Origin of the sequence: Croceibacter atlanticus HTCC2559, assembly GCF_000196315.1 — a bacterium.
Lineage (GTDB): Bacteria > Bacteroidota > Bacteroidia > Flavobacteriales > Flavobacteriaceae > Croceibacter > Croceibacter atlanticus.
Genome location: NC_014230.1, coordinates 2888128 through 2914732, shown reverse-complemented (window position 1 = coordinate 2914732; position 26605 = coordinate 2888128). Strand labels below are relative to the sequence as shown.

The 26605-nt window shown below is 35.1% G+C and carries 27 protein-coding genes; 15 read left to right on the top strand and 12 right to left on the bottom strand.

All coding sequences use genetic code 11. From position 1 onward, the window contains the following. The first annotated feature begins 48 nt into the window (after positions 1–48). The 6 genes from nhaA to CA2559_RS13245 all read left to right on the top strand — a co-directional run bounded on the left by nhaA (position 49) and on the right by CA2559_RS13245 (position 5158). Complete coding sequence (nhaA, locus tag CA2559_RS13270) at positions 49–1332, top strand: Na+/H+ antiporter NhaA (protein ID WP_013188431.1); 1284 nt, start codon at positions 49–51, stop codon at positions 1330–1332. Positions 1333–1371: 39 nt separating this feature from the next. Next, positions 1372–2466: a sensor histidine kinase gene (locus CA2559_RS13265; protein WP_013188430.1), complete on the top strand. Its 1095-nt coding sequence runs from the start codon at positions 1372–1374 to the stop codon at positions 2464–2466. Positions 2467–2474: 8 nt separating this feature from the next. Further along, a complete protein-coding gene (locus tag CA2559_RS13260; protein WP_013188429.1) occupies positions 2475–3803 on the top strand; it encodes a sigma-54-dependent transcriptional regulator in 1329 nt (442 codons plus the stop codon). 257 nt (positions 3804–4060) lie between these two features. Beyond that, entirely contained in the window at positions 4061–4480 is a 420-nt protein-coding gene (locus CA2559_RS13255; RefSeq protein ID WP_013188428.1) for a GreA/GreB family elongation factor, read from the top strand. Between the two features lie 12 nt (positions 4481–4492). Then, a complete protein-coding gene (locus tag CA2559_RS13250) occupies positions 4493–4918 on the top strand; it encodes a hypothetical protein (RefSeq protein ID WP_013188427.1) in 426 nt (141 codons plus the stop codon). A gap of 15 nt (positions 4919–4933) precedes the next feature. After that, positions 4934–5158 (top strand): hypothetical protein, encoded by a 225-nt coding sequence (locus CA2559_RS13245; RefSeq protein ID WP_041241041.1) that lies wholly within the window; start codon positions 4934–4936, stop codon positions 5156–5158. Positions 5159–5189: 31 nt separating this feature from the next. Here the strand turns inward: CA2559_RS13245 and CA2559_RS13240 are convergent, their stop codons facing one another. Then, complete coding sequence (locus tag CA2559_RS13240; RefSeq protein WP_083798879.1) at positions 5190–10421, bottom strand: T9SS type B sorting domain-containing protein; 5232 nt, start codon at positions 10419–10421, stop codon at positions 5190–5192. 263 nt (positions 10422–10684) lie between these two features. Between CA2559_RS13240 and CA2559_RS13230 the strand changes: the two genes are divergently transcribed. The 4 genes from CA2559_RS13230 (at position 10685) to CA2559_RS13215 (ending at position 14443) form a co-directional block, all read left to right on the top strand. Beyond that, on the top strand, positions 10685–11398 hold the full coding sequence (locus tag CA2559_RS13230) for a glycosyltransferase family 2 protein (RefSeq protein ID WP_013188423.1): 714 nt from the start codon (positions 10685–10687) through the stop codon (positions 11396–11398). Continuing rightward, positions 11395–12018 carry a lipid-A-disaccharide synthase N-terminal domain-containing protein gene (locus CA2559_RS13225; protein ID WP_013188422.1) on the top strand — a complete coding sequence of 208 codons (624 nt, stop codon included), beginning with the start codon at positions 11395–11397 and terminating at the stop codon, positions 12016–12018. Before CA2559_RS13230 ends, CA2559_RS13225 begins: the two co-directional genes overlap by 4 nt. Positions 12019–12100: 82 nt before the next feature. Then, positions 12101–13639: an ArnT family glycosyltransferase gene (locus CA2559_RS13220; RefSeq protein ID WP_158305535.1), complete on the top strand. Its 1539-nt coding sequence runs from the start codon at positions 12101–12103 to the stop codon at positions 13637–13639. A 36-nt stretch (positions 13640–13675) separates the two neighbouring features. Beyond that, the gene (locus CA2559_RS13215) at positions 13676–14443 is read left to right on the top strand and encodes a LexA family transcriptional regulator (RefSeq protein WP_013188420.1); all 768 of its coding nucleotides are present in this window, start codon (positions 13676–13678) and stop codon (positions 14441–14443) included. A 45-nt stretch (positions 14444–14488) separates the two neighbouring features. Here the strand turns inward: CA2559_RS13215 and CA2559_RS13210 are convergent, their stop codons facing one another. From CA2559_RS13210 to CA2559_RS13205, 3 genes are read right to left on the bottom strand one after another with little or no spacing between them, the layout of a single operon-like run. Next, complete coding sequence (locus tag CA2559_RS13210; protein WP_013188419.1) at positions 14489–14740, bottom strand: hypothetical protein; 252 nt, start codon at positions 14738–14740, stop codon at positions 14489–14491. A 17-nt stretch (positions 14741–14757) separates the two neighbouring features. Then, positions 14758–14931, bottom strand: coding sequence for a hypothetical protein (locus tag CA2559_RS13905; RefSeq protein ID WP_013188418.1), 174 nt, complete (start codon positions 14929–14931; stop codon positions 14758–14760). Positions 14932–14988: 57 nt separating this feature from the next. Beyond that, on the bottom strand, positions 14989–15207 hold the full coding sequence (locus CA2559_RS13205) for a hypothetical protein (RefSeq protein ID WP_013188417.1): 219 nt from the start codon (positions 15205–15207) through the stop codon (positions 14989–14991). A gap of 125 nt (positions 15208–15332) precedes the next feature. Here CA2559_RS13205 and CA2559_RS13200 point away from each other — a divergent pair, with 125 nt between their 5' ends. Then, positions 15333–15986, top strand: a complete 654-nt coding sequence (locus CA2559_RS13200) for a DUF2461 domain-containing protein (RefSeq protein ID WP_041241039.1) — start codon at positions 15333–15335, stop codon at positions 15984–15986. Between the two features lie 5 nt (positions 15987–15991). On the opposite strand, the gene CA2559_RS13195 is transcribed toward CA2559_RS13200, so the two are convergent. After that, positions 15992–17179: a 3-deoxy-D-manno-octulosonic acid transferase gene (locus CA2559_RS13195; protein ID WP_013188415.1), complete on the bottom strand. Its 1188-nt coding sequence runs from the start codon at positions 17177–17179 to the stop codon at positions 15992–15994. Positions 17180–17353: 174 nt separating this feature from the next. Between CA2559_RS13195 and CA2559_RS13190 the strand changes: the two genes are divergently transcribed. From CA2559_RS13190 to CA2559_RS13180, 3 genes are all read left to right on the top strand, one after another. After that, on the top strand, positions 17354–18511 hold the full coding sequence (locus CA2559_RS13190) for a DegT/DnrJ/EryC1/StrS family aminotransferase (protein ID WP_013188414.1): 1158 nt from the start codon (positions 17354–17356) through the stop codon (positions 18509–18511). A gap of 9 nt (positions 18512–18520) precedes the next feature. Beyond that, positions 18521–19801, top strand: coding sequence for a metal-dependent hydrolase family protein (locus tag CA2559_RS13185; RefSeq protein ID WP_013188413.1), 1281 nt, complete (start codon positions 18521–18523; stop codon positions 19799–19801). Positions 19802–19863: 62 nt separating this feature from the next. Further along, the gene (locus tag CA2559_RS13180) at positions 19864–21114 is read left to right on the top strand and encodes a T9SS type A sorting domain-containing protein (protein ID WP_013188412.1); all 1251 of its coding nucleotides are present in this window, start codon (positions 19864–19866) and stop codon (positions 21112–21114) included. A gap of 70 nt (positions 21115–21184) precedes the next feature. Here CA2559_RS13180 and fabD read toward each other — a convergent pair whose 3' ends face one another. The 4 genes from fabD to CA2559_RS13160 all read right to left on the bottom strand — a co-directional run bounded on the left by fabD (position 21185) and on the right by CA2559_RS13160 (position 23661). Continuing rightward, positions 21185–22066, bottom strand: a complete 882-nt coding sequence (fabD, locus tag CA2559_RS13175; RefSeq protein WP_041241038.1) for an ACP S-malonyltransferase — start codon at positions 22064–22066, stop codon at positions 21185–21187. A gap of 99 nt (positions 22067–22165) precedes the next feature. Continuing rightward, positions 22166–22630, bottom strand: a complete 465-nt coding sequence (locus CA2559_RS13170; RefSeq protein ID WP_013188410.1) for a pyridoxamine 5'-phosphate oxidase family protein — start codon at positions 22628–22630, stop codon at positions 22166–22168. 90 nt (positions 22631–22720) lie between these two features. Then, positions 22721–23212, bottom strand: coding sequence for a dihydrofolate reductase (locus CA2559_RS13165; protein WP_041241037.1), 492 nt, complete (start codon positions 23210–23212; stop codon positions 22721–22723). 8 nt (positions 23213–23220) lie between these two features. Further along, the gene (locus CA2559_RS13160; RefSeq protein ID WP_013188408.1) at positions 23221–23661 is read right to left on the bottom strand and encodes a 2TM domain-containing protein; all 441 of its coding nucleotides are present in this window, start codon (positions 23659–23661) and stop codon (positions 23221–23223) included. A gap of 55 nt (positions 23662–23716) precedes the next feature. On the opposite strand from CA2559_RS13160, the gene CA2559_RS13155 reads away from it, so the two are divergent. Further along, positions 23717–24802 carry an aminotransferase class V-fold PLP-dependent enzyme gene (locus CA2559_RS13155; RefSeq protein WP_013188407.1) on the top strand — a complete coding sequence of 362 codons (1086 nt, stop codon included), beginning with the start codon at positions 23717–23719 and terminating at the stop codon, positions 24800–24802. On the opposite strand, the gene CA2559_RS13150 is transcribed toward CA2559_RS13155, so the two are convergent. From CA2559_RS13150 to egtD, 3 genes are read right to left on the bottom strand one after another with little or no spacing between them, the layout of a single operon-like run. Beyond that, entirely contained in the window at positions 24792–25073 is a 282-nt protein-coding gene (locus tag CA2559_RS13150; RefSeq protein ID WP_013188406.1) for a DUF427 domain-containing protein, read from the bottom strand. The genes CA2559_RS13155 and CA2559_RS13150 overlap by 11 nt on opposite strands. 16 nt (positions 25074–25089) lie before the next feature. Beyond that, positions 25090–25599: a GNAT family N-acetyltransferase gene (locus CA2559_RS13145; RefSeq protein ID WP_013188405.1), complete on the bottom strand. Its 510-nt coding sequence runs from the start codon at positions 25597–25599 to the stop codon at positions 25090–25092. A 10-nt stretch (positions 25600–25609) separates the two neighbouring features. Beyond that, positions 25610–26578: an L-histidine N(alpha)-methyltransferase gene (gene egtD, locus CA2559_RS13140; RefSeq protein WP_013188404.1), complete on the bottom strand. Its 969-nt coding sequence runs from the start codon at positions 26576–26578 to the stop codon at positions 25610–25612. Positions 26579–26605 lie beyond the last annotated feature (27 nt).

Below are 26605 nucleotides of genomic sequence, written 5' to 3'. Positions count from 1 at the left end.
AATTTTTCTTTTTAAAACATTATTAACTTTAAAAATTAAAGTCATTTAATGACTACCAAACTATTATCCCCTTTTCAAAAATTTGTAAAAATTGAATCCCTAAGTGGTATTCTACTTTTAGCAACTACTATATTAGCATTAGTCTGGGCAAATTCTCCTTACGCAAGTAGTTATGATGCAATCTGGAATTACGAATTAGGTATCACCACACAGAGCTTTGAATTCACAAAACCTGTTATACTATGGATAAATGATGGGCTAATGGCTATCTTCTTTTTCCTCATTGGTTTAGAGATTAAAAGAGAAATCCTAATCGGCGAATTAAACTCCGTAAAAAAATTAGCCTTCCCATTATTTGGAGCATTAGGTGGTATGATTATTCCTATTGCATTATTCTTTTTAATTAATCAAAACCCCGAAACGCAAGATGGTTGGGGAATTTCTATGGCAACAGATATTGCATTTTCACTTGCTGTACTCAACGCCTTAGGAAAGAGAATTCCGTTAAATCTAAAAATATTTCTTACAGCGTTTGCAATTGTAGATGATTTAGGTGCAGTTATGGTAATTGCTCTATTTTACAGCGGAACAATTAAAATGGGTTTACTTGCTATTGCTTTTGGAATATTAGGGCTCTTATATATACTTGCTGCACGCCAATTCTTTTCAAAGTTTTTACTTTTAATAGCAGGAATCGCTGTGTGGTTTTTATTTTTAAAGGCAGGTATTCATCCAACAATTGCAGGAATATTACTGGCATTTTCTGTACCCGTAAGACAAAAAATGGTTACAGATGATTTTATAAATTCATTAGGTAAATTTTATAATGACTTTAAAAAAGCTCGTATTCTTAAAAAACCAATCTTATCTAAACAACAACTTGCTCAACTTAATAATCTGGATGAAACGACAGATCAATTTCGATCACCGCTTCAAAGCTTAGAACATGACTTACATGGTTGGGTGGCTTATTGTATTATACCAATTTTTGCTCTTGCTAATGCCGGCATTTCTATAAATGGTGTAGAGTCTGTAAACAGTTCATTTGCTATAACCATTATCATTGCTTTGGTATTAGGAAAAGGGATTGGTGTTAGCGGTATTGTATTATTAGCACAAAAACTAAAATGGATTACAATCCCTAAAGATATTAGCAAGCAACAAATAATTGGCGTCTCATTTCTCGCAGGTATTGGGTTTACAATGGCCATATTTATAGCAAATTTAGCATTCTCATCATCTATCTATTTAAATTCGGCAAAAATAGGAGTGCTTATTGGATCCTTAATTGCTGCAGTTATTGGATATATAATTTTACGCCGAACATCTTAATTTCACTAAATTGTATTTTTAAAACGCTATGAGTTAATGATGAATCTTCAAAACAAAAGCAATACAGAAGCGGCTTTAAAAGAGCGTATTAAAGAGTTAACTTGCCTTTATGAAGTATCATCTATCATTTCAAATGCTACTATAGAGCAGTTACAAGAAAGCTTAGATGCTGTAGCTTATAGTCTAAAAAAAGGCTTTCAATATCCTAAGCAAACCGAGGTTAATATTGTTACCTCTATCTGTTCAGCTAAAACAGATATAATAAATAAGTCTAACAAATTAACATCAAATATTCAGGTTTTTAATAAGCCAGAAGGTTTCATAATCGCCTCATTAAAAGATAATAAGTATTCATTTTTAAAAGAAGAAAGTCAATTACTTGATAATGTGGCTTTAAAAATTGGAAACCTTATTGAGCGTATCGAAATTCAACAAAATGAAATTTCACTTAAAAGGCAGATGGAGCACGCAGATCGTCTAGGTATATTAGGGGAAATTACTGCAGGTATAGCACATGAGCTTAATACACCTCTGGCAAATATTTTAGGATTTTCAGAATTAATTAAAGACGAAGTAAAGGGTAATAGTAATATTGCTGAAGATTTAGATAAAATTATTAAGAATGCTATTTTCTCGAGAGAAGTGGTAAAAAAGCTTTTGTTCTTTTCTTGTGAGATGCCACAGGAAATGCAAGAACTAAATTTGGTAACTAGTGTTTATAATTCACTTTCTCTTCTTGAGGCTTCATTCAAAAAAGCTAATGTAGAGTATAATGTAAAAATTGAAGACAAGGAGCTTTTTGTTCGAGCAGATAAGGTTCAACTTATGCAGATTATTTTTAATCTTATAATTAATGCAATCTATTTTACACCAGAGCATGGTTTAGTGACAATTTCGGTATCAGAAACTAAAATGCACATCGTTTTTAAAGTGTCAGATGAAGGATTAGGATTACCTGAAGAAATAATTGAAAAAGTTTTTCAACCTTTTTTTTCAACCAAACCAACAGGAGAAGGTTCGGGTTTGGGATTAAGTGTGGTGCACGGTATTGTAACTAGTCACAAGGGAACAATTACTGCAAAGAATAACAAAATCAAAGGTGCTACTTTTACAGTATGCCTTCCAAAAGTATAATGGTTTAAATGGAGCTAAGAAAAGAAAATATTTTAATTGTAGATGATGATATTAATATCCTCGAATTGTTGCAGCGCCATCTAAAATCATGGAGCTACCATACATATAAGGCACTTTCTGTAAAAGAGGCTGTTCAAATTTTACGGGACACTAAAATAGACTTACTAATTACCGACTTAAAAATGCCGCAAGTAGATGGTTCAGAACTCATCAAGTTTGTTTCAGAGCATTATCCAACATTACCAAAGCTCGTGGTTACGGGTTATCCATCTATTCAAGATTCTCTTGTAGCTATAAAGTCTGGTGTTGCAGATTATCTAACAAAACCATTTACTAAAGATGAGCTAAAAAGTGCTGTAACTAATTCGTTAGGTAAACGTGATAATTTAAATTCTTCCTCTTCAAACTTAAAACCTACAAATGATAATTCTTATGGTGAAATTATAGGAAAGTCAGAAAAGATTAATGATGTTATTCAGGTTATAGAGCGTGTTAAGGATAATAAGGCTACTATATTTATTAAAGGCGAAAGCGGTACAGGTAAGGAGCTTGTAGCGCGTGCTATACATTATCAAGGGAAATTTTCTAGAGCACCATTTATTGCCGTTAATTGCGGCGGTATTCCTGAGAACTTGTTAGAGGCTGAACTTTTTGGGTATACAAAAGGAGCTTTCACTGGAGCCGACAAGAACCGAGACGGTTTTTTTCAGGCTGCAAATGGTGGAACTATTTTTTTAGATGAAATTGGCAATGCATCTAAAGCTGTGCAAACACGATTGTTAAGAGTCTTACAAGAAAAAGAAGTGGTGAAGTTAGGCGCACAGAAAGCAAGCAAAATAGATGTTCGCATAATAGCTGCTACAAATGGTAACCTAAAGGAGATGATAAAAAAAAATACCTTTAGGGAAGATCTTTTTTACCGTCTTACTGTCGTTGAGATTAATGTTGCACCACTTCGTGAAAGAAAAGAAGATATCCCATTGCTCATCGAAAAATTCCTATTTAAATATGGCGTAGAGTACAAAGATCGCTTTGTACGTATAACACAAGAGGCAACAGCAATCCTGCAGCGCTATAACTGGCCAGGAAATATTCGAGAACTGGAGAATGTAATACAACGTGCTGTAATTATGTGTAACAAAATTATAGGTGTAGAACATTTACCAGATAACTTAAAATTTGATATCAGTTTCCCTGAAGATTCTTTATTGCCATTAAAACAAATTGAAAAGGAGTATATCCAGAAAGTTTTGAATGCTTGCAACAACAACAAAACAAAGGCTGCTGAAATTTTAGGAATCACCCGAAAAACTCTACGAAGTAAGATGGAAAATTAACTTTTCTATAAACGTTTACTTTCTACTCATCTGAGTAATTATTTACCAAATAATTTTCACTTTAAGTTTTTTAGAAATCAAATGAACCCTTATACAATAAGGGTTTTTTATTAAAGCCAATGTTGAAAAATTAATTGGCATATCGATTGCCTTTACTATAAAGAATCTTAAAACTAAATCTTTCACTCGCCATACCGCGAATTGAAATGATATAAATATAGTATGAGTGTTTATTAAATTAAATAAGATTTCAAGATATGAAATACGGAAGCTTAATAATAGAAAAAAAAGAATATGTGCTTTTAAAGCGCATACTTAATATTTCAAGCTATGCTAAAGATTTTGATACTCAAAGAGCAATAAAATGTTTAAATGATAATCTTAAGAATGCCCAAATTCTGGATGAGGAAGATGTCCCTACAGATGTTATTAGGTTTAACTCAAATATTTTGGTAGAGTTTAATGAAAATTTAAAGAAACACTTACATCTTGTTATTCCAGCAAGTAAAAATATAAAAGAAGATAAAATATCTGTTATTACACCATTGGGAGCCTTACTCTTTGGGTGTGCAGAAGGAGATGTGTTACACGAGAAATTAGGCTCTGGTATACAACATCTGCAAATTAAGAAAGTAATACAGGACAATATGCAGGGTAAAATAGACTTGGTAATATAAATATATAACGAAATGGAATTACAAAATATAGAAATCCATACTCAAGATTCTGATGTTGAGGTAGCACACAAAATTAATTCTATGGAATTGCACAATTGGATAAATCATCTCGCTTATGTGGGTGAAGAGTTAAAAAGCCTTGTCACATTTTTTAACTCTCAATCTTCTAGAAAATGGATGGAGAGAGAAAAATTATCTCAACGCTTTCAAATTATTATGTTTGATAATAATGTTATACATCGCCAGTTGCAAAACTTTTTGGATTCGCGTACTTCTATTGTTGAATGTCTGGATATGAAATGCAATATTTCTTTTATACAAGAACATGAGAAATGTAGAAGAATGTATCAATTTCATATAGATAAGTATAGAAAAATGAAAGATACTTTCTTTACAGATCTTCAGAGAAAAATAAACGAACAAGTAAAATCTGCATAAATTAAAATGAAAATTATGCCAAACATTAAAAATATAAAAACTGAAGCTCAAGACTATCTTAATGCTAAGATGAATAATATGACAACGAGTGATCGCGTAAAAGCTTCACGTGAAGGAAAAAGACTCATTTTGGTTATCAATGAGTTTTTTAAATCTACTAATGAAAAATCATTAATGGATTTAATGAAAGCTATCACAGTTAAAAAAAAGAAAATTGAAGTTCGTCTTAATGGGAAATAAAGACAGCTCTCTTAATTAATAAAAATGTCTATTATCGTTTAAGAGTGAAATGACCTTTTAATTGTTGACTCATAGGTAAACCACTAGAATCTTCATTAATTAATTGAACTAAATACCAATAATCATTAGAAGGCATTTGCTTGCCATGAAATGTTCCATCCCAAAATGGTTCAGATTGGGATAAAGCTTTTAATAACTTACCATATCTATCAAATATGTAAACCTGTGCTTTAGGGTCTATAGTAAAAACATTTCGAACATTCCATACATCATTAAAACCATCATTATTTGGTGTAAGAAATTCTGGAATTAAAATTTCATTAGGCGGTAGTATTACAGGAGGCTCACAGTCCTGTAGTGTTAATGTAAAAGTTTCTTCACTAAAGCAACTAGGTGTTGTCAATGCTTCATCATAAATATATAAAGTTACAGGGTAATTTTGAAAATCTTCAAAATTAAGTACAGTACCTGAAGAATAAGATGTTCCTGCACCATTTGAGCCTGTATAATACATTTCGTTTCCAGATAAATTATTTCCTGTAATTGTAGGTAATGTAAATGATTGGCATTCATTTACGTTTGCCATGCTATCAATTTGAGGAAAATTGATGACCACATCCTGATCCTGCGTCGATGAGTTTCCGTTGGAGTCCGTATAGGTCCAGGTCACGGTAGTTGACGAGGTGATCGGGAATGGCGTCGATGTAGTGGCGGTAACCTGTCCGTCACAGTTATCCGTCGCCGTCGGAGCAGCAATTGAATCGACCTGGCACTCCTCAGTGACCGTCGGTAGAGGATCGTTGTCTGCAACAGGCGCAGTGGTATCATTGATGACCACATTTTGATCCTGCGTCGATGAGTTTCCGTTGGCATCGGTATAGGTCCAGGTCACGGTTGTGGATGACGTGATTGGGAATGGCGTTGTCGTTGTACCTGTAACCTGCCCGTCACAGTTATCCGTCGCCGTCGGAGCAGCAATTGAATCGACCTGGCACTCCTCAGTGACCGTCGGTAGAGGATCGTTGTCTGCAACAGGCGCAGTGGTATCATTGATGAGCACATCCTGATCCTGCGTCGATGAGTTTCCGTTGGAGTCCGTATAGGTCCAGGTCACGGTTGTGGACGAGGTGATCGGGAAAGGTGTTGTCGTTGTACCTGTAACCTGTCCGTCACAGTTATCCGTCGCCGTCGGAGCAGCAATTGAATCGACCTGGCACTCCTCAGTGACTGTCGGTAGAGGATCGTTGTCTGCAACAGGCGCAGTGGTATCATTGATGAGCACATCCTGATCCTGCGTCGATGAGTTTCCGTTGGAGTCCGTATAGGTCCAGGTCACGGTTGTGGATGACGTGATTGGGAATGGCGTTGTCGTTGTACCTGTAACCTGCCCGTCACAGTTATCCGTCGCCGTCGGAGCAGCAATTGAATCGACCTGGCACTCCTCAGTGACCGTCGGTAGAGGATCGTTGTCTGCAACAGGCGCAGTGGTATCATTGATGAGCACATCCTGATCCTGCGTCGATGAGTTTCCGTTGGAGTCCGTATAGGTCCAGGTCACGGTTGTGGACGAGGTGATCGGGAAAGGTGTTGTCGTTGTACCTGTAACCTGTCCGTCACAGTTATCCGTCGCCGTCGGAGCAGCAATTGAATCGACCTGGCACTCCTCAGTGACTGTCGGTAGAGGATCGTTGTCTGCAACAGGCGCAGTGGTATCATTGATGACCACATTTTGATCCTGCGTCGATGAGTTTCCGTTGGAGTCCGTATAGGTCCAGGTCACGGTTGTGGATGACGTGATTGGGAATGGCGTTGTCGTTGTACCTGTAACCTGCCCGTCACAGTTATCCGTCGCCGTCGGAGCAGCAATTGAATCGACCTGGCACTCCTCAGTGACCGTCGGTAGAGGATCGTTGTCTGCAACAGGCGCAGTGGTATCATTGATGAGCACATCCTGATCCTGCGTCGATGAGTTTCCGTTGGCATCGGTATAGGTCCAGGTCACGGTTGTGGATGACGTGATCGGGAATGGCGTTGTCGTTGTACCTGTAACCTGCCCGTCACAGTTATCCGTCGCCGTCGGAGCAGCAATTGAATCGACCTGGCACTCCTCAGTGACCGTCGGTAGAGGATCGTTGTCTGCAACAGGCGCAGTGGTATCATTGATGAGCACATCCTGATCCTGCGTCGATGAGTTTCCGTTGGAGTCCGTATAGGTCCAGGTCACGGTTGTGGACGAGGTGATCGGGAAAGGTGTTGTCGTTGTACCTGTAACCTGTCCGTCACAGTTATCCGTCGCCGTCGGAGCAGCAATTGAATCGACCTGGCACTCCTCAGTGACTGTCGGTAGAGGATCGTTGTCTGCAACAGGCGCAGTGGTATCATTGATGACCACATTTTGATCCTGCGTCGATGAGTTTCCGTTGGAGTCCGTATAGGTCCAGGTCACGGTTGTGGACGAGGTGATCGGGAAAGGTGTTGTCGTTGTACCTGTAACCTGTCCGTCACAGTTATCCGTCGCCGTCGGAGCAGCAATTGAATCGACCTGGCACTCCTCAGTGACTGTCGGTAGAGGATCGTTGTCTGCAACAGGCGCAGTGGTATCATTGATGACCACATTTTGATCCTGCGTCGATGAGTTTCCGTTGGAGTCCGTATAGGTCCAGGTCACGGTTGTGGACGAGGTGATCGGGAAAGGTGTTGTCGTTGTACCTGTAACCTGTCCGTCACAGTTATCCGTCGCCGTCGGAGCAGCAATTGAATCGACCTGGCACTCCTCAGTGACTGTCGGTAGAGGATCGTTGTCTGCAACAGGCGCAGTGGTATCATTGATGACCACATTTTGATCCTGCGTCGATGAGTTTCCGTTGGAGTCCGTATAGGTCCAGGTCACGGTTGTGGATGACGTGATTGGGAATGGCGTTGTCGTTGTACCTGTAACCTGCCCGTCACAGTTATCCGTCGCCGTCGGAGCAGCAATTGAATCGACCTGGCACTCCTCAGTGACCGTCGGTAGAGGATCGTTGTCTGCAACAGGCGCAGTGGTATCATTGATGAGCACATCCTGATCCTGCGTCGATGAGTTTCCGTTGGAGTCCGTATAGGTCCAGGTCACGGTTGTGGATGACGTGATTGGGAAAGGCGTTGTCGTTGTACCTGTAACCTGCCCGTCACAGTTATCCGTCGCCGTCGGAGCAGCAATTGAATCGACCTGGCACTCCTCAGTGACTGTCGGTAGAGGATCGTTGTCTGCAACAGGCGCAGTGGTATCATTGATGAGCACATCCTGATCCTGCGTCGATGAGTTTCCGTTGGAGTCCGTATAGGTCCAGGTCACGGTTGTGGACGAGGTGATCGGGAAAGGTGTTGTCGTTGTACCTGTAACCTGTCCGTCACAGTTATCCGTCGCCGTCGGAGCAGCAATTGAATCGACCTGGCACTCCTCAGTGACTGTCGGTAATGGATCGTTGTCTGCAACAGGCGCAGTGGTATCATTGATGACCACATCCTGATCCTGCGTCGATGAGTTTCCGTTGGCATCGGTATAGGTCCAGGTCACGGTAGTTGACGAGGTGATCGGGAATGGCGTCGTCGTTGTACCTGTAACCTGTCCGTCACAGTTATCCGTCGCCGTCGGAGCAGCAATTGAATCGACCTGGCACTCCTCAGTGACCGTCGGTAGAGGATCGTTGTCTGCAACAGGCGCAGTGGTATCATTGATGAGCACATCCTGATCCTGCGTCGATGAGTTTCCGTTGGAGTCCGTATAGGTCCAGGTCACGGTTGTGGACGAGGTGATCGGGAAAGGTGTTGTCGTTGTACCTGTAACCTGTCCGTCACAGTTATCCGTCGCCGTCGGAGCAGCAATTGAATCGACCTGGCACTCCTCAGTGACTGTCGGTAGAGGATCGTTGTCTGCAACAGGCGCAGTGGTATCATTGATGAGCACATCCTGATCCTGCGTCGATGAGTTTCCGTTGGCATCGGTATAGGTCCAGGTAATTGTAGTTGAACTTGTAATAGGTGTTGTAGTAGTGGTAGTTCCAGTTACTGAACCAACACAATTATCTGTTGCTGTAGGTGCAGTCAGCATATCTATTTGACATTGATCTGTAAGCGTAGCCAATGGAGTTATATCTGGAACTGGAGCTATATTGTCTTGGTAAGTAAATATTGCGGTATCACTATAATTACTACAACCACCAACTTCAGTAATCAAAACAAAAAACTGATAGTTATCTATACTATTAGTATTTCCTGTAAGTGTTAACATTGTGCTTGTTTCACCACTTATAGTCACACTTGGTAAATTGGTGGAGTTAACTTCAATAAAATTTGTATTACTTCCATTATTTTCATTGAAATACCATTGGTAAGAAAGCATACCTCCATTTGAAGCTGTAGCCGAGACTGAAAAACTTGCGGTACAGTCTGATGAGTCACTAGGTTGTGTGTTAATCAATGGTGGTACACTAGAAGCATTGTAAATACCTAAGTCAGATTCATCGCCTTCTGTAAAGGTTGTCCATTCTGAAGTTGTAAAATTAGGGTTAGGTCCTGAGATATCTGTGTTTCTTCGGTACACATAACCTACTGTACCATCAATCTCATCGTGAAAATCATCTATTAGAGTTCCATTATTAAAAAGTTCTAATCTATCATCTGCGTTAAAACCATTGGTTGTATTTTCATAATCAAAATCTTCAATACCAGATCCACCACTATTAATTCTTCCAACTAATGCTTCTTGATCTTGAATTATTAACCCATTAGGAAACGTATACGTATGAGTAACTGTTGTAGTACTTAAATCACCATAACGATCTATAGTATAGTTTGACAGGTTTACAGGACTGCCTGTGCCATTAAATACTTCGATATAACCAAGAGAACCTCCATTATTATCAAAAACTTCTGAGATTATAATGTCTGAAAACATTACACTACAACTATTAGCATCGTTTAATTCTGTAAACGTTCCAAATGTGGTAGTACAACTTGAATCTGTTACTTCTATAGGACCACTTGTAGTTCCGTTTGCTACTGAGGCAATTAGTGTATTTGCATCAATAAATGTAACACTGCTTGCAGGATTACCATTTATAGAAACTATGCTAGACGCTGTAAAGTTTGTTCCATTAATTGTTACTTGTGTGCCATTAGTACCTTGTAAAGGAGTGGCATTTGTAATGGAGTGAACGCAAACCTGCGAAAAAGATGAAAAGCTTATAAAAAGCGTAAGAACTAATTGTAGAATATGTTTCATAAAAAAAACCTCACTAAACTAAACAGTTAAAACCTGCAATTTATGTTTTTAAGATTACCTGAATGTTAATAGTGACAGTTTTAGGAGCAACGGCATATTTTTTCGGTAAGTGTCTTAGTGATAGGGTGTTTTTAATAATTTATTAGTTAGCTTTTTTAATTTCAGACTTCATGTTTTCATTATAAAATTATTAGTTTAAAAATGAGTTTAGTGATGCCTAAAACATAAAAGACATTGTATTTTTGCTACTTCAAATACGATATATGACAAAAGGATTAACCATAATTATTCCTGTTTTTAATGAAATTGAAAATTTAGATAGGGTAGAGGAGCAGCTTTCAACGTATATAAGTAATTCTAAATTCCCATGTAATGTTTTATTTATTGATGATGGTTCTTTGGATGGAAGCTTATTTAAAATTGAAGAAATTTGTAACAGAAATTCAGCTTTCAATTTTATAGCTTTTGACACAAACTATGGTTTGAGTGCGGCAATTAAAGCTGGTTTTGATACCGTTGAAACTAACTTAACTGGTTATATAGATGCCGATTTGCAAACGGATCCTAACGATTTTGATATTTTACTAGAATATATTGAAGATTATGATCTTGTAACTGGTACAAGAACTAATAGAAAAGATAGCTTTCTTAAAAATGCCTCATCTTTCATAGCAAATTCTGTAAGACGATTATTTACAAAAGATGGTATGGATGATACGGGTTGTCCTTTAAAAATTTTAAAAACTGAAACAGCAAGACGTATTCCTATGTTTAGAGGTTTGCATAGGTTTTTACCGGCTATGGTATTGCTACAAAAAGGGACAATTAAGCAAGTGCCAGTGTCACATTTTCCAAGATTGGCAGGACAAGCTAAATTTGGGTTATGGAATCGATTAATAAGTCCGTTATTAGATTGCTTTGCTTTTAGCTGGATGAAATGGAAATATATAAACTACAGAATAAATAAACGCGGATGAATGATTGGTTAATCTATGCAGTAGGTTTTTTTGCACAACTTTTATTTTCAGGACGTACGTTACACCAATGGTTAACTTCAGAAAAAAAGAAAAAAGTTGTAACTCCGAGTCTCTTTTGGAAATTAGGACTTTTAGCAGCATTTATACTTTTAATTTATGGGTATTTAAGACAAGATTTTGCTATAATCCTAGGACAGTTTTTTATGTACTACATTTATGTAAGAAACCTACAGATTCAAAAAGTTTGGGATAGTTTTTATAATTTTTTTAAAGTTTTAATTTTAGCACTTCCAGTTTTATGTGTGTTAGGAGTTGTGTTATTTGGAACTATGGATACAGAAATGTTGTTTAAAAATGAAGACATTCCTTTTTGGTTATTATCCATAGGTGTTGTTGGGCAAATAGTATTTTCAACACGCTTTATATATCAATGGTTGTATTCTGAAGCAAGACAAAAATCATCTTTACCATTTGGCTTCTGGTTACTTAGTTTAATAGGTTCTGTAATTGTAATTTTTTATGCATTGTTCAGAAAAGATCCTGTATTGTTTGTAGGTCACTTTTTTGGACTCATAGTTTATGTGAGAAATATAATACTTATAAGAAATGCTAAGTCATAATAAAACCACGCATATCATACTGTTAGTTACGGTATGCCTATTGGTGTTTTTTGTTCACTTAGATGTGCTCTATGTAAATATTATGGAAGCCAGAAATTTTCTTTCTGCTAGAGATATGCTTAGAGAAAATAATTGGCTGCTTACAACCATGAACGCTTTGCCAAGATATGAGAAGCCACCTTTGCCAACCTGGTTAACGGCTATTTCTGGAGCTATCTTTGGATTAAAGAATGTTGCAGCTCTTAGATTGCCTTCTGCATTAGCCTCGCTACTATTGGTATTAGTAAGCTACAATTTTATATTAAAACTTACCAAATTACGAACACAAGCCTTTATAACTTCTTTAATACTGGCCACTTCATTTTATATAGTTTTTTCTGGTCGTCAAGGTACTTGGGATATTTACACGCATAGTTTTATGATGGTTGCTATATATGCGCTCTATAGTTATTTGCTTTCAGAAAAATTTAATTTAAAGTATGCACTATTAGCAGGAATTTTTATTGGCTTTTCTGCTTTGAGTAAAGGACCAGTTTCTATGTACGGTTTATTACTTCCATTTTTAATAAGTTATGGTGTCGTCTATAAGTTCAAATTGAAAAAGAATCTTGCAATTGGTCTTGTGGTTGTATTAGTATTAGCTATTGGCATATCTATGTCATGGTATATCTATATAATTATAAATGATGCTGAAACATTATTAGAAATAGCAAATAAAGAGACTAACGCTTGGAGTCATAAAAACATAAGGCCATTTTATTATTATTGGAGCTTTTTTACACAATCTGGTTTGTGGACAATTCCTGCTTTTATAAGTTTACTTTATCCGTATTTAAAATATAGAGTAAGCAATTTAAAAGCTTATCAATTTACGTTGCTATGGACGGTCTTTTCAGTTGTTTTATTATCTGTGATCCCAGAAAAGAAATCTCGGTATCTCTTACCAGTATTAATACCACTTGCATTTAACTGTAGTTTTTACATTCAATATTTATTTAAAAATTTTAAAACCTCAAAGTCTAGATACGAGGTGCTACCAGTATATATTAACTACACGATAATAGGTTGTGTTGGTTTACTGTTTCCCGTACTTGGGATTGTCATTATAGACGATTTAAGTGGTTATTGGTTCTGGTTTTTATTGGCATCTTTAAGTTTGGTAGGAGTCAGCATTTTTTTGTTAAGAGCACTATATAAACGAGAGATTAAAACCGTGTTCTATTTAAGTATTGTTTTTATACTATGCATAACAACATTTGGTTTGCCATTAGCAACAGCCTTAAGTGTAAATACCAATATGAGGTTGCCCGAAACAGTACAACCTGGAATAGAACAGAGACAACTACCAGTTTATGTGTTTAATAATGAAATGGTAGAGATATTATGGAGTTATGGTGAAAATATTCCTGTTGTTTATCACGAAGGGATGATAAATCTACCTACAGAAACTAAGTTTATAATTATTAGCCCTTTTGAATGTAATGAAGAACTATATGCTTTTTTTGAAAATTATAACCTTGAGCAAATAGATTATATAGACCTAAATACAATGCAAAGTAATCAAAGACATTACAATAAAAGATTTATAGCAAATGTGTTTAAGGCAACTCTTAGTAATTAAATTTGGAATATTTCCATAATTACGTATATTTACCTTATGGGACTACCACCAACACTTGAGGCAAAGCGTTTTAAACAAATTCGCGAAGAAAATAATTATACCCAAACTGAGTTTGCAGAGCTCTTAGGGGTTAAGAATACAACTGCAGATATAGAGCGAGGTCGTACCAAGTTATCGGGAAAAGTGATTGCAGAACTTTTAAGGCAGTTTAATGTTAATCCGTTATGGGTTTTTGGTGACAGCACAAAAAAATTCTTAACAACTACAAATGGTGATGTTAGTCCTCGTATATTAACTGTAGATTCTGATAACGAAGATGCTATGGTTTTTGTTAACCAAAAAGCAGCTGCCGGATATCCACAAAACATTCACGATGTAGAGTGGTATCAAAAACTTCCAGCCTTTAATATACCATTACCACAATATAGAAATGCAACCTATAGAGGTTTTCAGGTAGAAGGAGATAGTATGACTCCAAATTTACAGCCTGAAGATTGGGTGTTGGCAAAGGCAGTATCTAATATTACAGACTATAATATTAATAAAGTACACGTTGTGGTATTACAAGACTCTGTTCTTGTTAAAAAACTTCAGAAATTACCAGACCCTAAAAAAGTATTGCTTGTATCTTTTAATGAAGAGTATTTACCAATTACCGTTAATGTAGATGATATACAAGAACTTTGGCAAGTGAGTAGTAGATTAACTTTTGGAGTTGAAAACACTTCAGAAAGCACATTAATGAGAGAACTGCAACAAAGTATGGAGGATCTTAAAAAACAGATAAATAAATTTAGTGCATAAAAAAAGCCGCTCATTTGAGCGGCTTAACTTTTTTAAGATGATGACCTAATTTCCGTCTGTATCGACTTTAATTTTTGTGTCGCCATCTGCGTCTTTTTTAATTTTCACTTCTTTTTCTTCGGTTTCCATTTTTATTTTAACGTCACCGTCGTCTGAAGATCTTTCAATTTCTGCGCCTTCATTTTTCATTTCTTCAATGATTTTTTCTTCTTCGGTTTGTTCTTCTCTGCAAGATGCTAATCCTACAATTGCAAACATAGAAGCAAAAAGAAAGCCTTTATATATAATAGATTTCATAAATCTTTATTTTAAGATTAATTATCATCGGTACCACCTGTACCAGTGTTTTCTTCAACTTCATTTACACCTTCTTGTATGGTGTTTTCAATTTCATCGTCTGCATCATCATCTGTTTTTGCTTCTCTGCAAGATGTAACAGATGCAGTAATTGCAGCTAAAAATGCGATTGTTGCTATATACTTTTTCATAATTTTAAGTTTTAAAAATAAAAGCCACTTTTTAAAGTGGCTTTTAAGAGTTTATTATTAGTCGTCGTTTCCGATTTTGTCGATTTCCTCGTCAATTTCTTCATTAACTTCTTTGTCAACTTCTTCAGCCGCACGCTCTAAAGCGCCTTTTGTTTCTTCAGCTTCAACCTCAACTTCTTTTACAATAGTTTCAGTTTCTTTTTCTGTTTCTCTACAAGATGTAAAGCTTAAACCTGCAACTAGTACTAATGCAAGTGATAAGATTACTTTTTTCATAATTGATAGTTTTATTTAATGCCTCAAAATTAGGGATTCTTTATATGCACTTATGTATGGTTATTATTAAAGTTTTGCTAATTTTCTAAAGATTTTATATAAAACCTAAGAAATATTCGACATATATGAGTTTCAGAACATTATATCAATTTTTGAATGACTTACAAGCAAACAATTCGAAGGAATGGATGGACCTAAATAGATCTTATTATCATGATGTTAGAGATTGGTATATAGATTGGTTAAATGGTTTAGATATTGAGCTAGGTAAAATTGATCCAGACTATACGTATACACCAGGCAGGAAAGCAATAAATAGAATTAATAATAATCTTATGTTTCATCCAGAAAAACCAACTTACAAAAATCATTTTGGAGCAGGTTTAGATCACGAAGGTAAACAAGGAGATTTTTATATTCATTTAGGTACAACAGAATCTTTTATTGCTGGAGGTTATTGGAAACCTCCAACTAATACACTTACAAGTATTAGGGAAGCATTAGATTATAATGGCGAAGAGTTTGTGGCTATAATTGAAAAGCCTTCTTTTAAAGCTATGTTTGGAAGCATAATAAATCAAGATCCTTTAAAAACAGCTCCTAAAGGATTTTCTAAAGATCATAAGTATATAAACTTATTGCGCCATCGTACGTTTGCGGTGTCTCATGATGTGTCCCAACAAGAAGTAGTTGGAGGTGGTTTTAAAGAGAAAGTTATTTCTGTTTATAAAGAAATGTTACCCTTTAGAAGATATTTAAATCAAGCGACAACAGTTTAATCTTTTTATATTGAAGGTCTTAAAGTGTTATTAATATAATCTACAGTAATTTTAGTAGCACCAGTATTACTATTTATAAAATGTTCGGCTATTAAACCTGTTGTTTCTCTAAATGAATCATCATAGATTAGCTTGTTAAAAATTGAAGCTACATCGTCTTCATTTTTAACACTATATAATCCTGCAAGTTGTCGTAATCGGTTTGCTTCTGGAAATTTTTCATAATTACAGCCAATTACAATTGGAACACCAAAAGTTGCAGGTTCTAAGATATTATGTAAACCGCTAGTGCCCATAGCACCACCAACATAGGCAATGTTTGCATAGCTATAAATTTTTGTAAGTAGACCAATAGTATCTATTATAAAAACTTGATGGTCTTTTAAATTAGATGCATCCTTGTTTGAATAACTTACAGTTGGTAGTTTAAGCTTTTCCCTTAGTTTTTTAATTTTTTCAGGTTTAATCTCGTGAGGTGCTATTATAAACTTAACAGGTTTTGCTTTTTTCTCCTTAAAGCTATTTACGTAATTTATTAAGATAGCATCATCTTCCGGCCAAGTGCTGCCACAAACTACACAAAGGTGCTCATCTAAAAACTCTTCAATAAAAGCCAAGGTGTTGTTCATCTCAATTTGATGTGATACACGATCAAACCTTGTATCTCCACTAACGCTAACTTGATCTATGCCTATAGATTGTAATAAGGTTTTAGAAGCATTGTCCTGAACAAAATAATAATCAAAAGAGCATAGAGCTTTTTTCATAAAACCACCATAAGGCTTAAAGTATATTTGAGAAGACCTAAATAATCCTGAAGCCAAAATAGTTGGGATAGCTTCCTTCTTTAATAGCCTAAGGTAGTTAGGCCAAATCTCATATTTAATAAATACTGCAATATCTGGATGTGCTAATTTAATAAATTGTTTTGCGTTTTTTATGCTATCTAATGGCAGGTAAACTACAACATCTGCTATGCTGTTGTTTTTTTTCACTTCATAGCCAGAAGGAGAGAAGAAACTCACTAAAATTTTATGAATAGGATGGTTCTTTTTAAGAGCGTTTATTATAGGCACAGCTTGTTCATATTCACCTAAAGAAGCTACATGAAACCAGATTATATGATCGTTGGCCGCTATCTTTTCTTCAAGAGTATCAAATACGTGCTGCCTGCCCGTTACAAAAAGTTTCATCTTAGGGTTAAAGTGCGCTACTAGCTTTAAGAGATAGGACGCACAAATTATGAGACTGTTATATATAAAATTCAAAAGCTTGGGTTGTAGTTTCTGCTAATGTAAGGCATTCTATAAAAATGCTGACTTTCGATGCAACTTTTTGTATTTTCGTTGGGTTACAAATTATAGACAATGAAAAAAATTCAGATGGTTGACCTTAAGGGTCAGTATGAACACATAAAAGACACTGTAAATACTTCAATATTAAATGTTTTAGATACAACAGCATTTGTAAATGGACCAGAAGTGCACAGTTTTCAAAAAGAATTAGAAGATTACCTAGGTGTAAAACACGTTATACCTTGTGCTAATGGTACAGATGCACTTCAAATTGCAATGATGGGCTTGGGTCTTGAGCAAGGTGATGAAGTGATTACTGCAGATTTTACGTTTGCGGCAACAGTAGAAGTTATTGCATTACTTAAACTAACACCAGTATTGGTAGATGTAAATCCTAGTGATTTTAATATAGATATTAACGCCATTAAGAAGGCTATTACTCCAAAAACAAAAGCAATTGTACCTGTACATTTATTTGGTCGCTGTGCTAATATGGATGAGATTATGGCGCTAGCTAAAGAACATAATCTTTATGTTATAGAAGATAATGCACAAGCCATAGGTGCAAATTACACTCACAAAGATGGTACTAAGACTAAAGCTGGAGCTATTGGTCATGTAGCTTCAACTTCTTTTTTTCCTTCAAAAAACTTAGGCTGTTATGGTGATGGTGGTGCAATCTTTACAAATAATGATGATTTGGCACATACTATTAGAGGTATAGTTAACCATGGTATGTATGAGCGTTACCATCATGACGTTGTTGGTGTAAATTCAAGATTAGATAGTATTCAAGCAGCTGTGTTAAGAGCAAAATTACCACATCTGGATACCTATAATGCAAAACGCCAAGATGCTGCGAGACAATATACCGCAGCTTTAAAAGATCATAAGTATATAGATGTGCCAAAAGGAAAATGTAATGGCGTAGATACTATTTGTGATACCTGCGATTGTCATGTATTTCATCAGTATACTATAAAAATAACCAATGGAAGGAGAGATGAGTTGGTAAAGCATTTAAATGAACAAGGAATTCCTTGTGGTGTATATTATCCTATACCGTTGCATAAACAAAAAGCGTATCAAGATGATCGTTATAACGAAGCAGATTTCCCAGTTACCAATCAATTAATTCAAGAGGTTATGTCGTTACCAATGCATACAGAATTAGAAAATGACCAAATAGAATTTATCACAACGACCATTAAAGAGTTTTTAAACGATTAATTACCAATTATGAAACGTCTCATATTACTACTATTAATTTTTAGTTGTGCATCAATCTTTGCGCAAGATACTTACATTCATTGTGGTAAGTTATTTAATTCTGAAACTGCTAAAATTGAAACTGAAAAAACGATAGTTGTAAAAGGCGATAAAATAGATGCAGTTTTACAAGGTTATGCACAACCAAAAAATGCAGACGCAATCATAATTAACTTAAAAGATAAAACAGTGTTGCCTGGTTTAATAGATATGCACGTGCATATTGAAAGTGAAACTGGTGCCAATAAATATTTAGAGCCATTTGTATTAAATGAAGCAGATGTAGCTTACAATGCGCAAGAAATTGCACAAAGAACGCTAATGGCTGGTTTTACAACTGTAAGAGATTTAGGTGGCACAGGCGTAAATGTGTCTTTAAGAAATGCAATTAATCAAGGAAAGGTACAAGGCCCAAGAATTTTAACTGCAGAAAAAGCTTTAGGAACAACTGGCGGTCACGCAGATCCTACAAATGGCAGGAACAAAGAACTTATTGGAGATCCAGGTCCTAAAGAAGGAGTTGTAAATGGTGTGAGAGATGCTCGTAAAGCAGTTAGACAACGTTATAAAAACGGAGCAGATTGGATAAAAATAACTGCAACTGGTGGTGTTTTAAGTGTAGCCAAGAGTAGTAAAAACCCTCAGTTTACAGATGAAGAAATTGCTGAAATCTGTAATACTGCTGCAGATTACGGTATGAAAGTGGCTGCTCATGCACACGGTGATAAAGGTATGCAACGTGCTATAAATAATGGCGTAAAAACTATTGAACACGGCACATTAATGAGTGATGAAACTATGGATATTATGAAAGAAAAAAAATCTTTTTTAGTGCCTACAATCTCTGCAGGGAAATATGTTTCAGAAAAGGCAAAAATTAAAGACTATTATCCAGCTATTATAGTCCCAAAAGCTTTAGAAATAGGGCCAAAAATTCAAGATATGTTTGGTCGTGCTTATAAAAGAGGTGTGCCCATAGCCTTTGGTACAGATGCAGGCGTATTTCCTCATGGTGAAAATGCTAAAGAGTTTATGTACATGGTTGAAGCTGGTATGCCCGAACACATTGCGTTACAGACGGCAACATTCATAAATGCAGAAGTATTAGAAATGCCATTTCAAATAGGGCAATTAAAAAAAGGCGCTTTTGCAGATATCATTGCTGTAAACGAAGATCCTACTAAAACAATTACCGCTATGCAAAATGTTAGTTTTGTTATGAAAGGTGGCACTGTTTATAAGAAGGAATAATATTTTTTAAGCAGTTGGTTAATAATTGTTTAGCTTTATAGTGTTGCTAAAACATCGCTATTATGAAATCAACTATTACTCTTGTTATTCTATTCATATCCTTTTTAGCTTTTGGACAAACTACAACAGTACCAGATGATGTCTTTGAGCAAGCATTGATTGATCAAGGTATAGATAGTGATGGGACATTGAATGATACAGTCCTGACAAGTGACCTTGAAGCAGTTACTGAACTTTTAATATTCTCGCCAACAAGCTCTATTCAAGATATGACAGGTATTGAAGCATTCGTAAATTTAGAATCTTTAGAACTTCTTGAACACGACTTTAATAGTTTAAATATTTCGAATAATGTTAATTTAACGTTCCTTAACATTTCGACAGTATTTAACTTAACAAGTATCGATGTGTCCTCAAATATTAATTTAACTCATTTATTTATTTCTGAGACTTCTTTATCTTCAATTAATTTATCTAATAACATAGATCTTCAGTTTTTAGAATTATCACAAAATAGATTATCTGAAATTGATATTACAAACAATACAGAGCTTATTGAGGTTGATTTTTCAAACTATAATTTTGATACTTTACCAGGTAATATATTTACAACGGTTGATTTATCAAATAACCAACTACTCACAAAATTCTCTTGTTTTCATTGTGATGATTTATCCTCTCTAGATGTAACACCTTTGCCAGATTTAAGGGAATTGCATGTGGCGTTTTGTAATCTTGAAACTATAGATGTTTCAACAAATATATTTCTTGAAGAAATAACATTAGGCGCAGGCTTTAATTCATTTTTTGAAAATTCTAACGAGTTAGAATCTGTTGACTTAAGTCAAAACCCTAATTTAACAAGAGTGAATGTTACAAATACTTTGATTAGTTCATTTAATTTAAATAATGAAAATAATGAAAGTATAATTTCTATGAGAGCTGGTGATAACCCAGATTTAAACTGTATTCTTGTAGATAATGAAGACCAAGCGGCATCTGGTACTGGCAATTACGCCAATTGGATTTATGATGAAGAGGTCACTTCGTTTTCAGATACCGAATGTGTCTTGTCTGTTCCAGAAAAGCGGTTGCAGGAATTACAGGTGTATCCTAATCCTGTTACAAATAGATTATTTGTTCAATCAAATCAACCATTACAACACTTAGCTGTATATAATTTAAGGGGACAACTTTTAAGACAAAGTGAACAGAGTCAATTTATAAATGTGTCATCATTAGCTTCTGGATTGTACATTGTAAAATTAACTACATTAGAAGGCATTCGTCACGTTCAATTTATTAAAGAATAATTTTAGTATTTATATATGAATAAAAAAAAGCGTCTTAATAAGACGCTTTTAATATAGGTTTAAGCAATTACTAAATAGTACCGCTTTCTTTTTCAACAGTTCTGTCAATCTTACCAAGTAAGCCTTGTAAGACTTTGCCTGGTCCAACTTCTGTAAACTTAGTAGCACCATCTTTAATCATCTGTTGCATACTTTGTGTCCATTTTACAGGAGCTGTTAGTTGAAAGATTAAGTTTTTTTGTATTTCTTCTGGGTTAGTTACACCAAATGTTGTCACATTTTGATAAACAGGACAAATAGGTGTATTAAATGTAGTTGCTTTTATTGCTGCTTCTAACTCTTCTCTTGCTGGTTCCATAAGTGGTGAGTGAAAAGCACCACCAACAGGTAATACCAATGCACGTCTTGCACCTTCTTCTTTTAAGCGTTCACAAGCTGTGTGGATAGCGTCAATTTCACCTGAGATTACCAATTGTCCTGGACAATTATAATTTGCTGCTACTACAGTACCATCAACATCTGCACAGATAGCCTCAACCACATGATCGTCTAATCCTAAAACGGCAGCCATAGTACTTGGTTGAGCTTCACATGCTTTTTGCATAGCTTGAGCGCGTTGAGATACTAATTTAAGAGCATCTTCAAACTCTAAAGTTTTATTGGCTACTAAAGCAGAAAACTCACCTAATGAGTGACCTGCAACCATATCTGGCTTAAATTTATCACCCATAACTTTACTTAAAATAGTAGAGTGTAAGAAAATAGCTGGTTGTGTAACTTTAGTTTGTTTTAGATCTTCTGCAGAACCTTCAAACATAATATCACAGATGTTAAATCCTAATATTGAGTTTGCTTTGTTAAAATAGTCTTGAGCTTCGTTAGAGCTTTCGTATAAATCTAATCCCATTCCAGAGAATTGGGCACCTTGTCCAGGAAATATAAATGCGTGCATAGGTTGGTTTTTAAAGTTCAAAAATAGCAATAAAAAACAGGGTTTAAAAAAGAACCGTTATGCGTGTGCCTAAAAACCCTCTTAATTAATTTGTGGTATTTATGACTCTGCAGAAGATGTTGCTCTTACTTTAAATAGATTTATATATTTATTCTGTGTTGAATCCCAAAACTCTGCTTCTTTAGGTGTAAATTTTATTGCGGTAAGGTTTGGATCTGTAACACCATCAAACCAGCGATCATCGTCTTTGCTATATAAGTCTTCTAAAATAGATTGATCTGTAGAGATAAAAGCATTACCATAGACGCTTATAAATTCCATTTGCTTTGGATCACTATATACCAACTGTGTTTTTGGGTTATTTACAATATGCCCATTATGATCACTATGACCACCACTTAAAAACCAGATATTACCTAAGTCGTCTACCTTTTTAGTCATCATAGGAACAATATGAAGCGGTGTTTCTCCTAGTTTTGTAGCCATCATGGCTACTGTTATCTCCGTGACTAGATTTTTAAATTTAGCTTTGGTGTCTTTGTCAAACTCTTGTGTATTGCTCATAATAGTATCTTTTTAACTAAAGATACTTAGGATGACTAACTTGTGTAGTATTTAACCTGCTAAATGATTTCTAATGAGTGTTAAGGATTGTTAAGAAGCTGTTTTCTTAACATAAGTAAGGTATGTAAATGAAACGCTGTGGCGTTCATCTATTTCGTGAAACTCTTCGTTCATGAGCTCCCATTTAGAAAGATCTATTTCTGGAAAAAAGGCATCTGCTTCAAACGTATCATGAACTCTTGTAAGTTCAATTTTTTCAGAAGCATTTAGAGCAAGTTTATAAATTTCTCCGCCACCAATAATAAATGGCTGTGTGTCTTCTTCGGCAATTTTTAAGGCATCTTCTAAATTATGAACAACAATACAGCCTTCTTTAGTGTAATCTCTGTTTCTAGTAATTACAATATGAGTTCGGTTTGGTAAAGGTTTAGGAAAAGACTCAAAGGTTTTCCTGCCCATAATAATGTGATGGCCAGTTGTAAGTTTTTTAAATCTTTTAAAGTCGTCTGGCAAGTGCCAAACTAAGTCGCCGTCTTTACCTAAGGCATTATTTTCTGCTGCAGCAGCAATCATGGTAAGCATAGGATTCGTTATGAGTTTAGTGGTAGGTTGGGATCTGTAGGCCTCTGGTTTTGAAGATTGCTTTTTTTTTCTGGAACAGGCATATCTACAGCAACCTTTTGGCGCATTTCTTCAATCTTTTTCTTTTGCTTTTCTACTAATTTATCCATTTGTTTTTGCTCCCAATCTTTACCCATAAACTTGTTGGTAATTACAACGTTTAGTGCGTGAACCAAGAAGAAGAATGTCCAGAGTAAAATAGCCCATACAAACCAATCTGCTCCAAAAAGCTTTACATCTTTTCCATAGCCCAATACCACATTAATAACTATAAGTAAAATAGAGCCTGCTAAGAAAATAACAAAGTGTTGTGTAAGTCTTTTTTTCTGTTTTATGCGATCTTGAGCATGTTCAAAAAGCTCGCGTTGATCTCTGTCTAAGTCTTTAGATTTGGTATTTTTAGAAAACATATTATGAGTACTTTTATAACACTACTCAAATGTACCAATTTTTACCTTAGATATAATGAAAAATAGGATAGAAGCTGAATTTCCCATACTAAAGACCACTACTTACTTAAATACAGCAGCATCTGGGTTACTCTCTAAATCTGTCTTAGATTTTAGAAAAGATCATGATGAGCAGTTCTTTAAATATGGTAGTAAATTTAAAGACTATCAAAGTGAAATGCTCTCACAAACAAGAGAAGCAGTTGGTAGTTTTTTTACTTGTGAGCCCAATCAAATAGCTTTGGTTCAAAATTTCTCTCTAGGTTTTAATACCTTTTTAGAAGGGTTGCCAAACAAGAGTTTGTTTTTGCTTTTAAAAGGTGATTATCCTTCAATAAATTGGCCTATTGAAACTAGAGATTTCAAAAGAAACTATATTTCTATTTCAGCAAATTTAGAACAAGATTTAATAGCCGAATTTAAGCGCCAACAACCAGACGTGTTTGCATTTAGTATTGTGCAATATATTTCTGGTATAAAAATAGACTTACAAGTTATAAATACTTTAAAAGCGCAATATCCTGAAACTTTATTTGTAGCAGATGGTACTCAATACTGCGGTACTGAGTCTTTTAATTTTAAAGATTCTGGAATTGATGTTTTGGGCGCCAGTGCATACAAATGGCTTAATGCGGGTTATGGTAACGGATTTTTATTATTTAAAGATGAGGTGCCTAATAAGGTCTTTCCTAAAACTATTGGTTTTAACTCTAGCTTTGGTAAATACAAACAACAGGATAATAGTTTTTTAGGAAGGTTTGAACCTGGTCATCAAGATACCTTAAACTTTGGAAGCTTAAAAGTTGCATTAACTGTTAGTAATCAAATTGGTGTAGAGAATATAGAACGTTCAATAAAAGTTTTGTCTACATCTGCTAAACATCAATTTGAAAAGCATCATTTATTAGATGAAGCTGTGTTAAAACGAAATGCGCATTCTTCAATCTTTAATATTAAAGGTGATGATAAACTATACAATACGCTAATCAAAAATGAGATACTATGTTCACAAAGAGGTAATGGTATACGTGTTAGTTTTAATTACTTTAATACTGAAGAAGATTTAGAAAAATTAATGAGTGTTATAACAGCTACTCTGTAATACTTACACCTTTCCAAAAGGCTACATAATCTTTAATATCTGAAGCTTTTTCTTTTGGGTTAGGATAATACCAGGCAGCATTTTTATTGATGTCCTCATTTACTTTAATAGTGTAATAAGATGCTTCTCCTTTCCAAGGACATACTGTTGTAGTTTCTGATGGTTTTAAGAAAGCACTATTTACTGAGCTTGGAGGAAAATAATGGTTATTCTCTATAATAATTGTAGAGTTACTTTCAGCAATTACTGTGTTATTCCAAATAGCTTTCATAATCTAAATGTTGGGATTAGTTTTCAATAGAGAAAAGCATAAGCTCTTCATTTTCATATGGTAAGGTAATCATACTCTCAAAATTTAGACCTAGTTTTATTAATAAATTTTGAGATGGCATATTATGCTTGGAGGTTATAGCAATAACTCGGTTTAATTTATAGTCCTTAAATGCTGTTTGTAATAACGCACTAGCACTTTCGTAACCATAACCTTGCCCTTCAAAACCCGGTAAAAAAGCAAATCCAATATCTATACCTTCTAAACCATCACGATCATAAAGACCACAAGCACCAATTTTCTTACCATCGGCTTTTCGTATAACTACATTGTTAGTAAATCCTAACCGCTCAAATTGTGGTAGCATTCGTTCTTTTATGTATGCTTCTGCTTCTGCAATAGACTTTACATTTCTGTCTCCAATAAATTTTAACCATTTAGGAGAATTTAAGAGTTCTAAAATAAATGCTGCATCTTCAACAGTTGTAGGCTTTAATACAAGACGTTCTGTAGCTATTGAAGACATATACTAAGATTTAGTTGGCGTTAAAAATATAGTTTTTATAATACTTGTTTTCATCTGTAAAGTTAGTGACAACTTTAAGTCCAGATTCTTCAGCTAACCACTCTACAACAGCATCTGTATACTTCTGAGATATTTCTGTATGTATACTTTCCCAAGCATTAAAATTTACAGTAAGATCTAAAGCTTTTATATAAACAGTTTGGGCTTCCTTGCTTACCAGGTAACTTTTTGCAGATCCGCTTTCAGGATCATATACTTCCCAATGTAAGAAGTTGTCCACATTAAAATTAGCTTCTAGTTCATTATTAATTCTATGAAGTATGTTTTTATTAAATGCCTCTGTAATTCCAGCTTTGTCATTATAGGCATCTAAAATTGTTTGAGGATGTTTTTTTTGATCAAAGCCCATAAAAAGCATATCGTCACCACTCATAACATCTTTTACTTTCGTTAAAAAGTTGATAGCTTGTTCATGAAGTAAATTACCAATGTTGGAGCCTAGAAAAAGGATAATTTTTTTTCTTTTATTGTATTCTGAAATCTTTTCTAAAACTTCAAAGTAAGTACCTTGTTGAGTTTTTACTGAAACCTTTGGAAATTCCTTTGTTAAGCTTTCTTCAAGTTGATCTAAAGCATTTTGGCTTATATCAATTGGCAGATAATCAAAATTTACATTTTGGTCTGATAAATATTTTAAAAGCAATTTAGTTTTCTTGCCATCTCCTGCACCAAGTTCAATTAAATCAAATCCTTCTGGGCTATTAAATTGATTGGCAATAGCAGCAGTGTGAGTGTCTAAAATATTATACTCACAATCTGTGAGATAATATTCTGGCATTGCCATGATATCTTGAAAAAGTTTATCTCCTTTTTTGTCATAAAACCATTTAGAAGATAGGTACTTAGGAAACGCAACTAAACCTTCATTAACTTCTTTCTCAAATGTAGAGTTGAAGGTTTTTGTATTAGAGTTTGTCATATGTTATGTTGTGGTCTGTAAAAAGAA

Excerpts from the sequence above, each read along its gene's own strand:
- nhaA (WP_013188431.1), top strand. The coding sequence starts at position 49 with ATGACTACCAAACTATTATCCCCTTTTCAAAAATTTGTAAAAATTGAA.
- CA2559_RS13265 (WP_013188430.1), top strand. The coding sequence starts at position 1,372 with ATGAATCTTCAAAACAAAAGCAATACAGAAGCGGCTTTAAAAGAGCGT.
- CA2559_RS13260 (WP_013188429.1), top strand. The coding sequence starts at position 2,475 with ATGGAGCTAAGAAAAGAAAATATTTTAATTGTAGATGATGATATTAAT.
- CA2559_RS13255 (WP_013188428.1), top strand. The coding sequence starts at position 4,061 with ATGAAATACGGAAGCTTAATAATAGAAAAAAAAGAATATGTGCTTTTA.
- CA2559_RS13250 (WP_013188427.1), top strand. The coding sequence starts at position 4,493 with ATGGAATTACAAAATATAGAAATCCATACTCAAGATTCTGATGTTGAG.
- CA2559_RS13245 (WP_041241041.1), top strand. The coding sequence starts at position 4,934 with ATGCCAAACATTAAAAATATAAAAACTGAAGCTCAAGACTATCTTAAT.
- CA2559_RS13240 (WP_083798879.1), bottom strand. The coding sequence starts at position 10,421 with ATGAAACATATTCTACAATTAGTTCTTACGCTTTTTATAAGCTTTTCA.
- CA2559_RS13230 (WP_013188423.1), top strand. The coding sequence starts at position 10,685 with ATGACAAAAGGATTAACCATAATTATTCCTGTTTTTAATGAAATTGAA.
- CA2559_RS13225 (WP_013188422.1), top strand. The coding sequence starts at position 11,395 with ATGAATGATTGGTTAATCTATGCAGTAGGTTTTTTTGCACAACTTTTA.
- CA2559_RS13220 (WP_158305535.1), top strand. The coding sequence starts at position 12,101 with ATGGAAGCCAGAAATTTTCTTTCTGCTAGAGATATGCTTAGAGAAAAT.
- CA2559_RS13215 (WP_013188420.1), top strand. The coding sequence starts at position 13,676 with ATGGGACTACCACCAACACTTGAGGCAAAGCGTTTTAAACAAATTCGC.
- CA2559_RS13210 (WP_013188419.1), bottom strand. The coding sequence starts at position 14,740 with ATGAAATCTATTATATATAAAGGCTTTCTTTTTGCTTCTATGTTTGCA.
- CA2559_RS13905 (WP_013188418.1), bottom strand. The coding sequence starts at position 14,931 with ATGAAAAAGTATATAGCAACAATCGCATTTTTAGCTGCAATTACTGCA.
- CA2559_RS13205 (WP_013188417.1), bottom strand. The coding sequence starts at position 15,207 with ATGAAAAAAGTAATCTTATCACTTGCATTAGTACTAGTTGCAGGTTTA.
- CA2559_RS13200 (WP_041241039.1), top strand. The coding sequence starts at position 15,333 with ATGAGTTTCAGAACATTATATCAATTTTTGAATGACTTACAAGCAAAC.
- CA2559_RS13195 (WP_013188415.1), bottom strand. The coding sequence starts at position 17,179 with ATGAAACTTTTTGTAACGGGCAGGCAGCACGTATTTGATACTCTTGAA.
- CA2559_RS13190 (WP_013188414.1), top strand. The coding sequence starts at position 17,354 with ATGAAAAAAATTCAGATGGTTGACCTTAAGGGTCAGTATGAACACATA.
- CA2559_RS13185 (WP_013188413.1), top strand. The coding sequence starts at position 18,521 with ATGAAACGTCTCATATTACTACTATTAATTTTTAGTTGTGCATCAATC.
- CA2559_RS13180 (WP_013188412.1), top strand. The coding sequence starts at position 19,864 with ATGAAATCAACTATTACTCTTGTTATTCTATTCATATCCTTTTTAGCT.
- fabD (WP_041241038.1), bottom strand. The coding sequence starts at position 22,066 with ATGCACGCATTTATATTTCCTGGACAAGGTGCCCAATTCTCTGGAATG.
- CA2559_RS13170 (WP_013188410.1), bottom strand. The coding sequence starts at position 22,630 with ATGAGCAATACACAAGAGTTTGACAAAGACACCAAAGCTAAATTTAAA.
- CA2559_RS13165 (WP_041241037.1), bottom strand. The coding sequence starts at position 23,212 with ATGCTTACCATGATTGCTGCTGCAGCAGAAAATAATGCCTTAGGTAAA.
- CA2559_RS13160 (WP_013188408.1), bottom strand. The coding sequence starts at position 23,661 with ATGTTTTCTAAAAATACCAAATCTAAAGACTTAGACAGAGATCAACGC.
- CA2559_RS13155 (WP_013188407.1), top strand. The coding sequence starts at position 23,717 with ATGAAAAATAGGATAGAAGCTGAATTTCCCATACTAAAGACCACTACT.
- CA2559_RS13150 (WP_013188406.1), bottom strand. The coding sequence starts at position 25,073 with ATGAAAGCTATTTGGAATAACACAGTAATTGCTGAAAGTAACTCTACA.
- CA2559_RS13145 (WP_013188405.1), bottom strand. The coding sequence starts at position 25,599 with ATGTCTTCAATAGCTACAGAACGTCTTGTATTAAAGCCTACAACTGTT.
- egtD (WP_013188404.1), bottom strand. The coding sequence starts at position 26,578 with ATGACAAACTCTAATACAAAAACCTTCAACTCTACATTTGAGAAAGAA.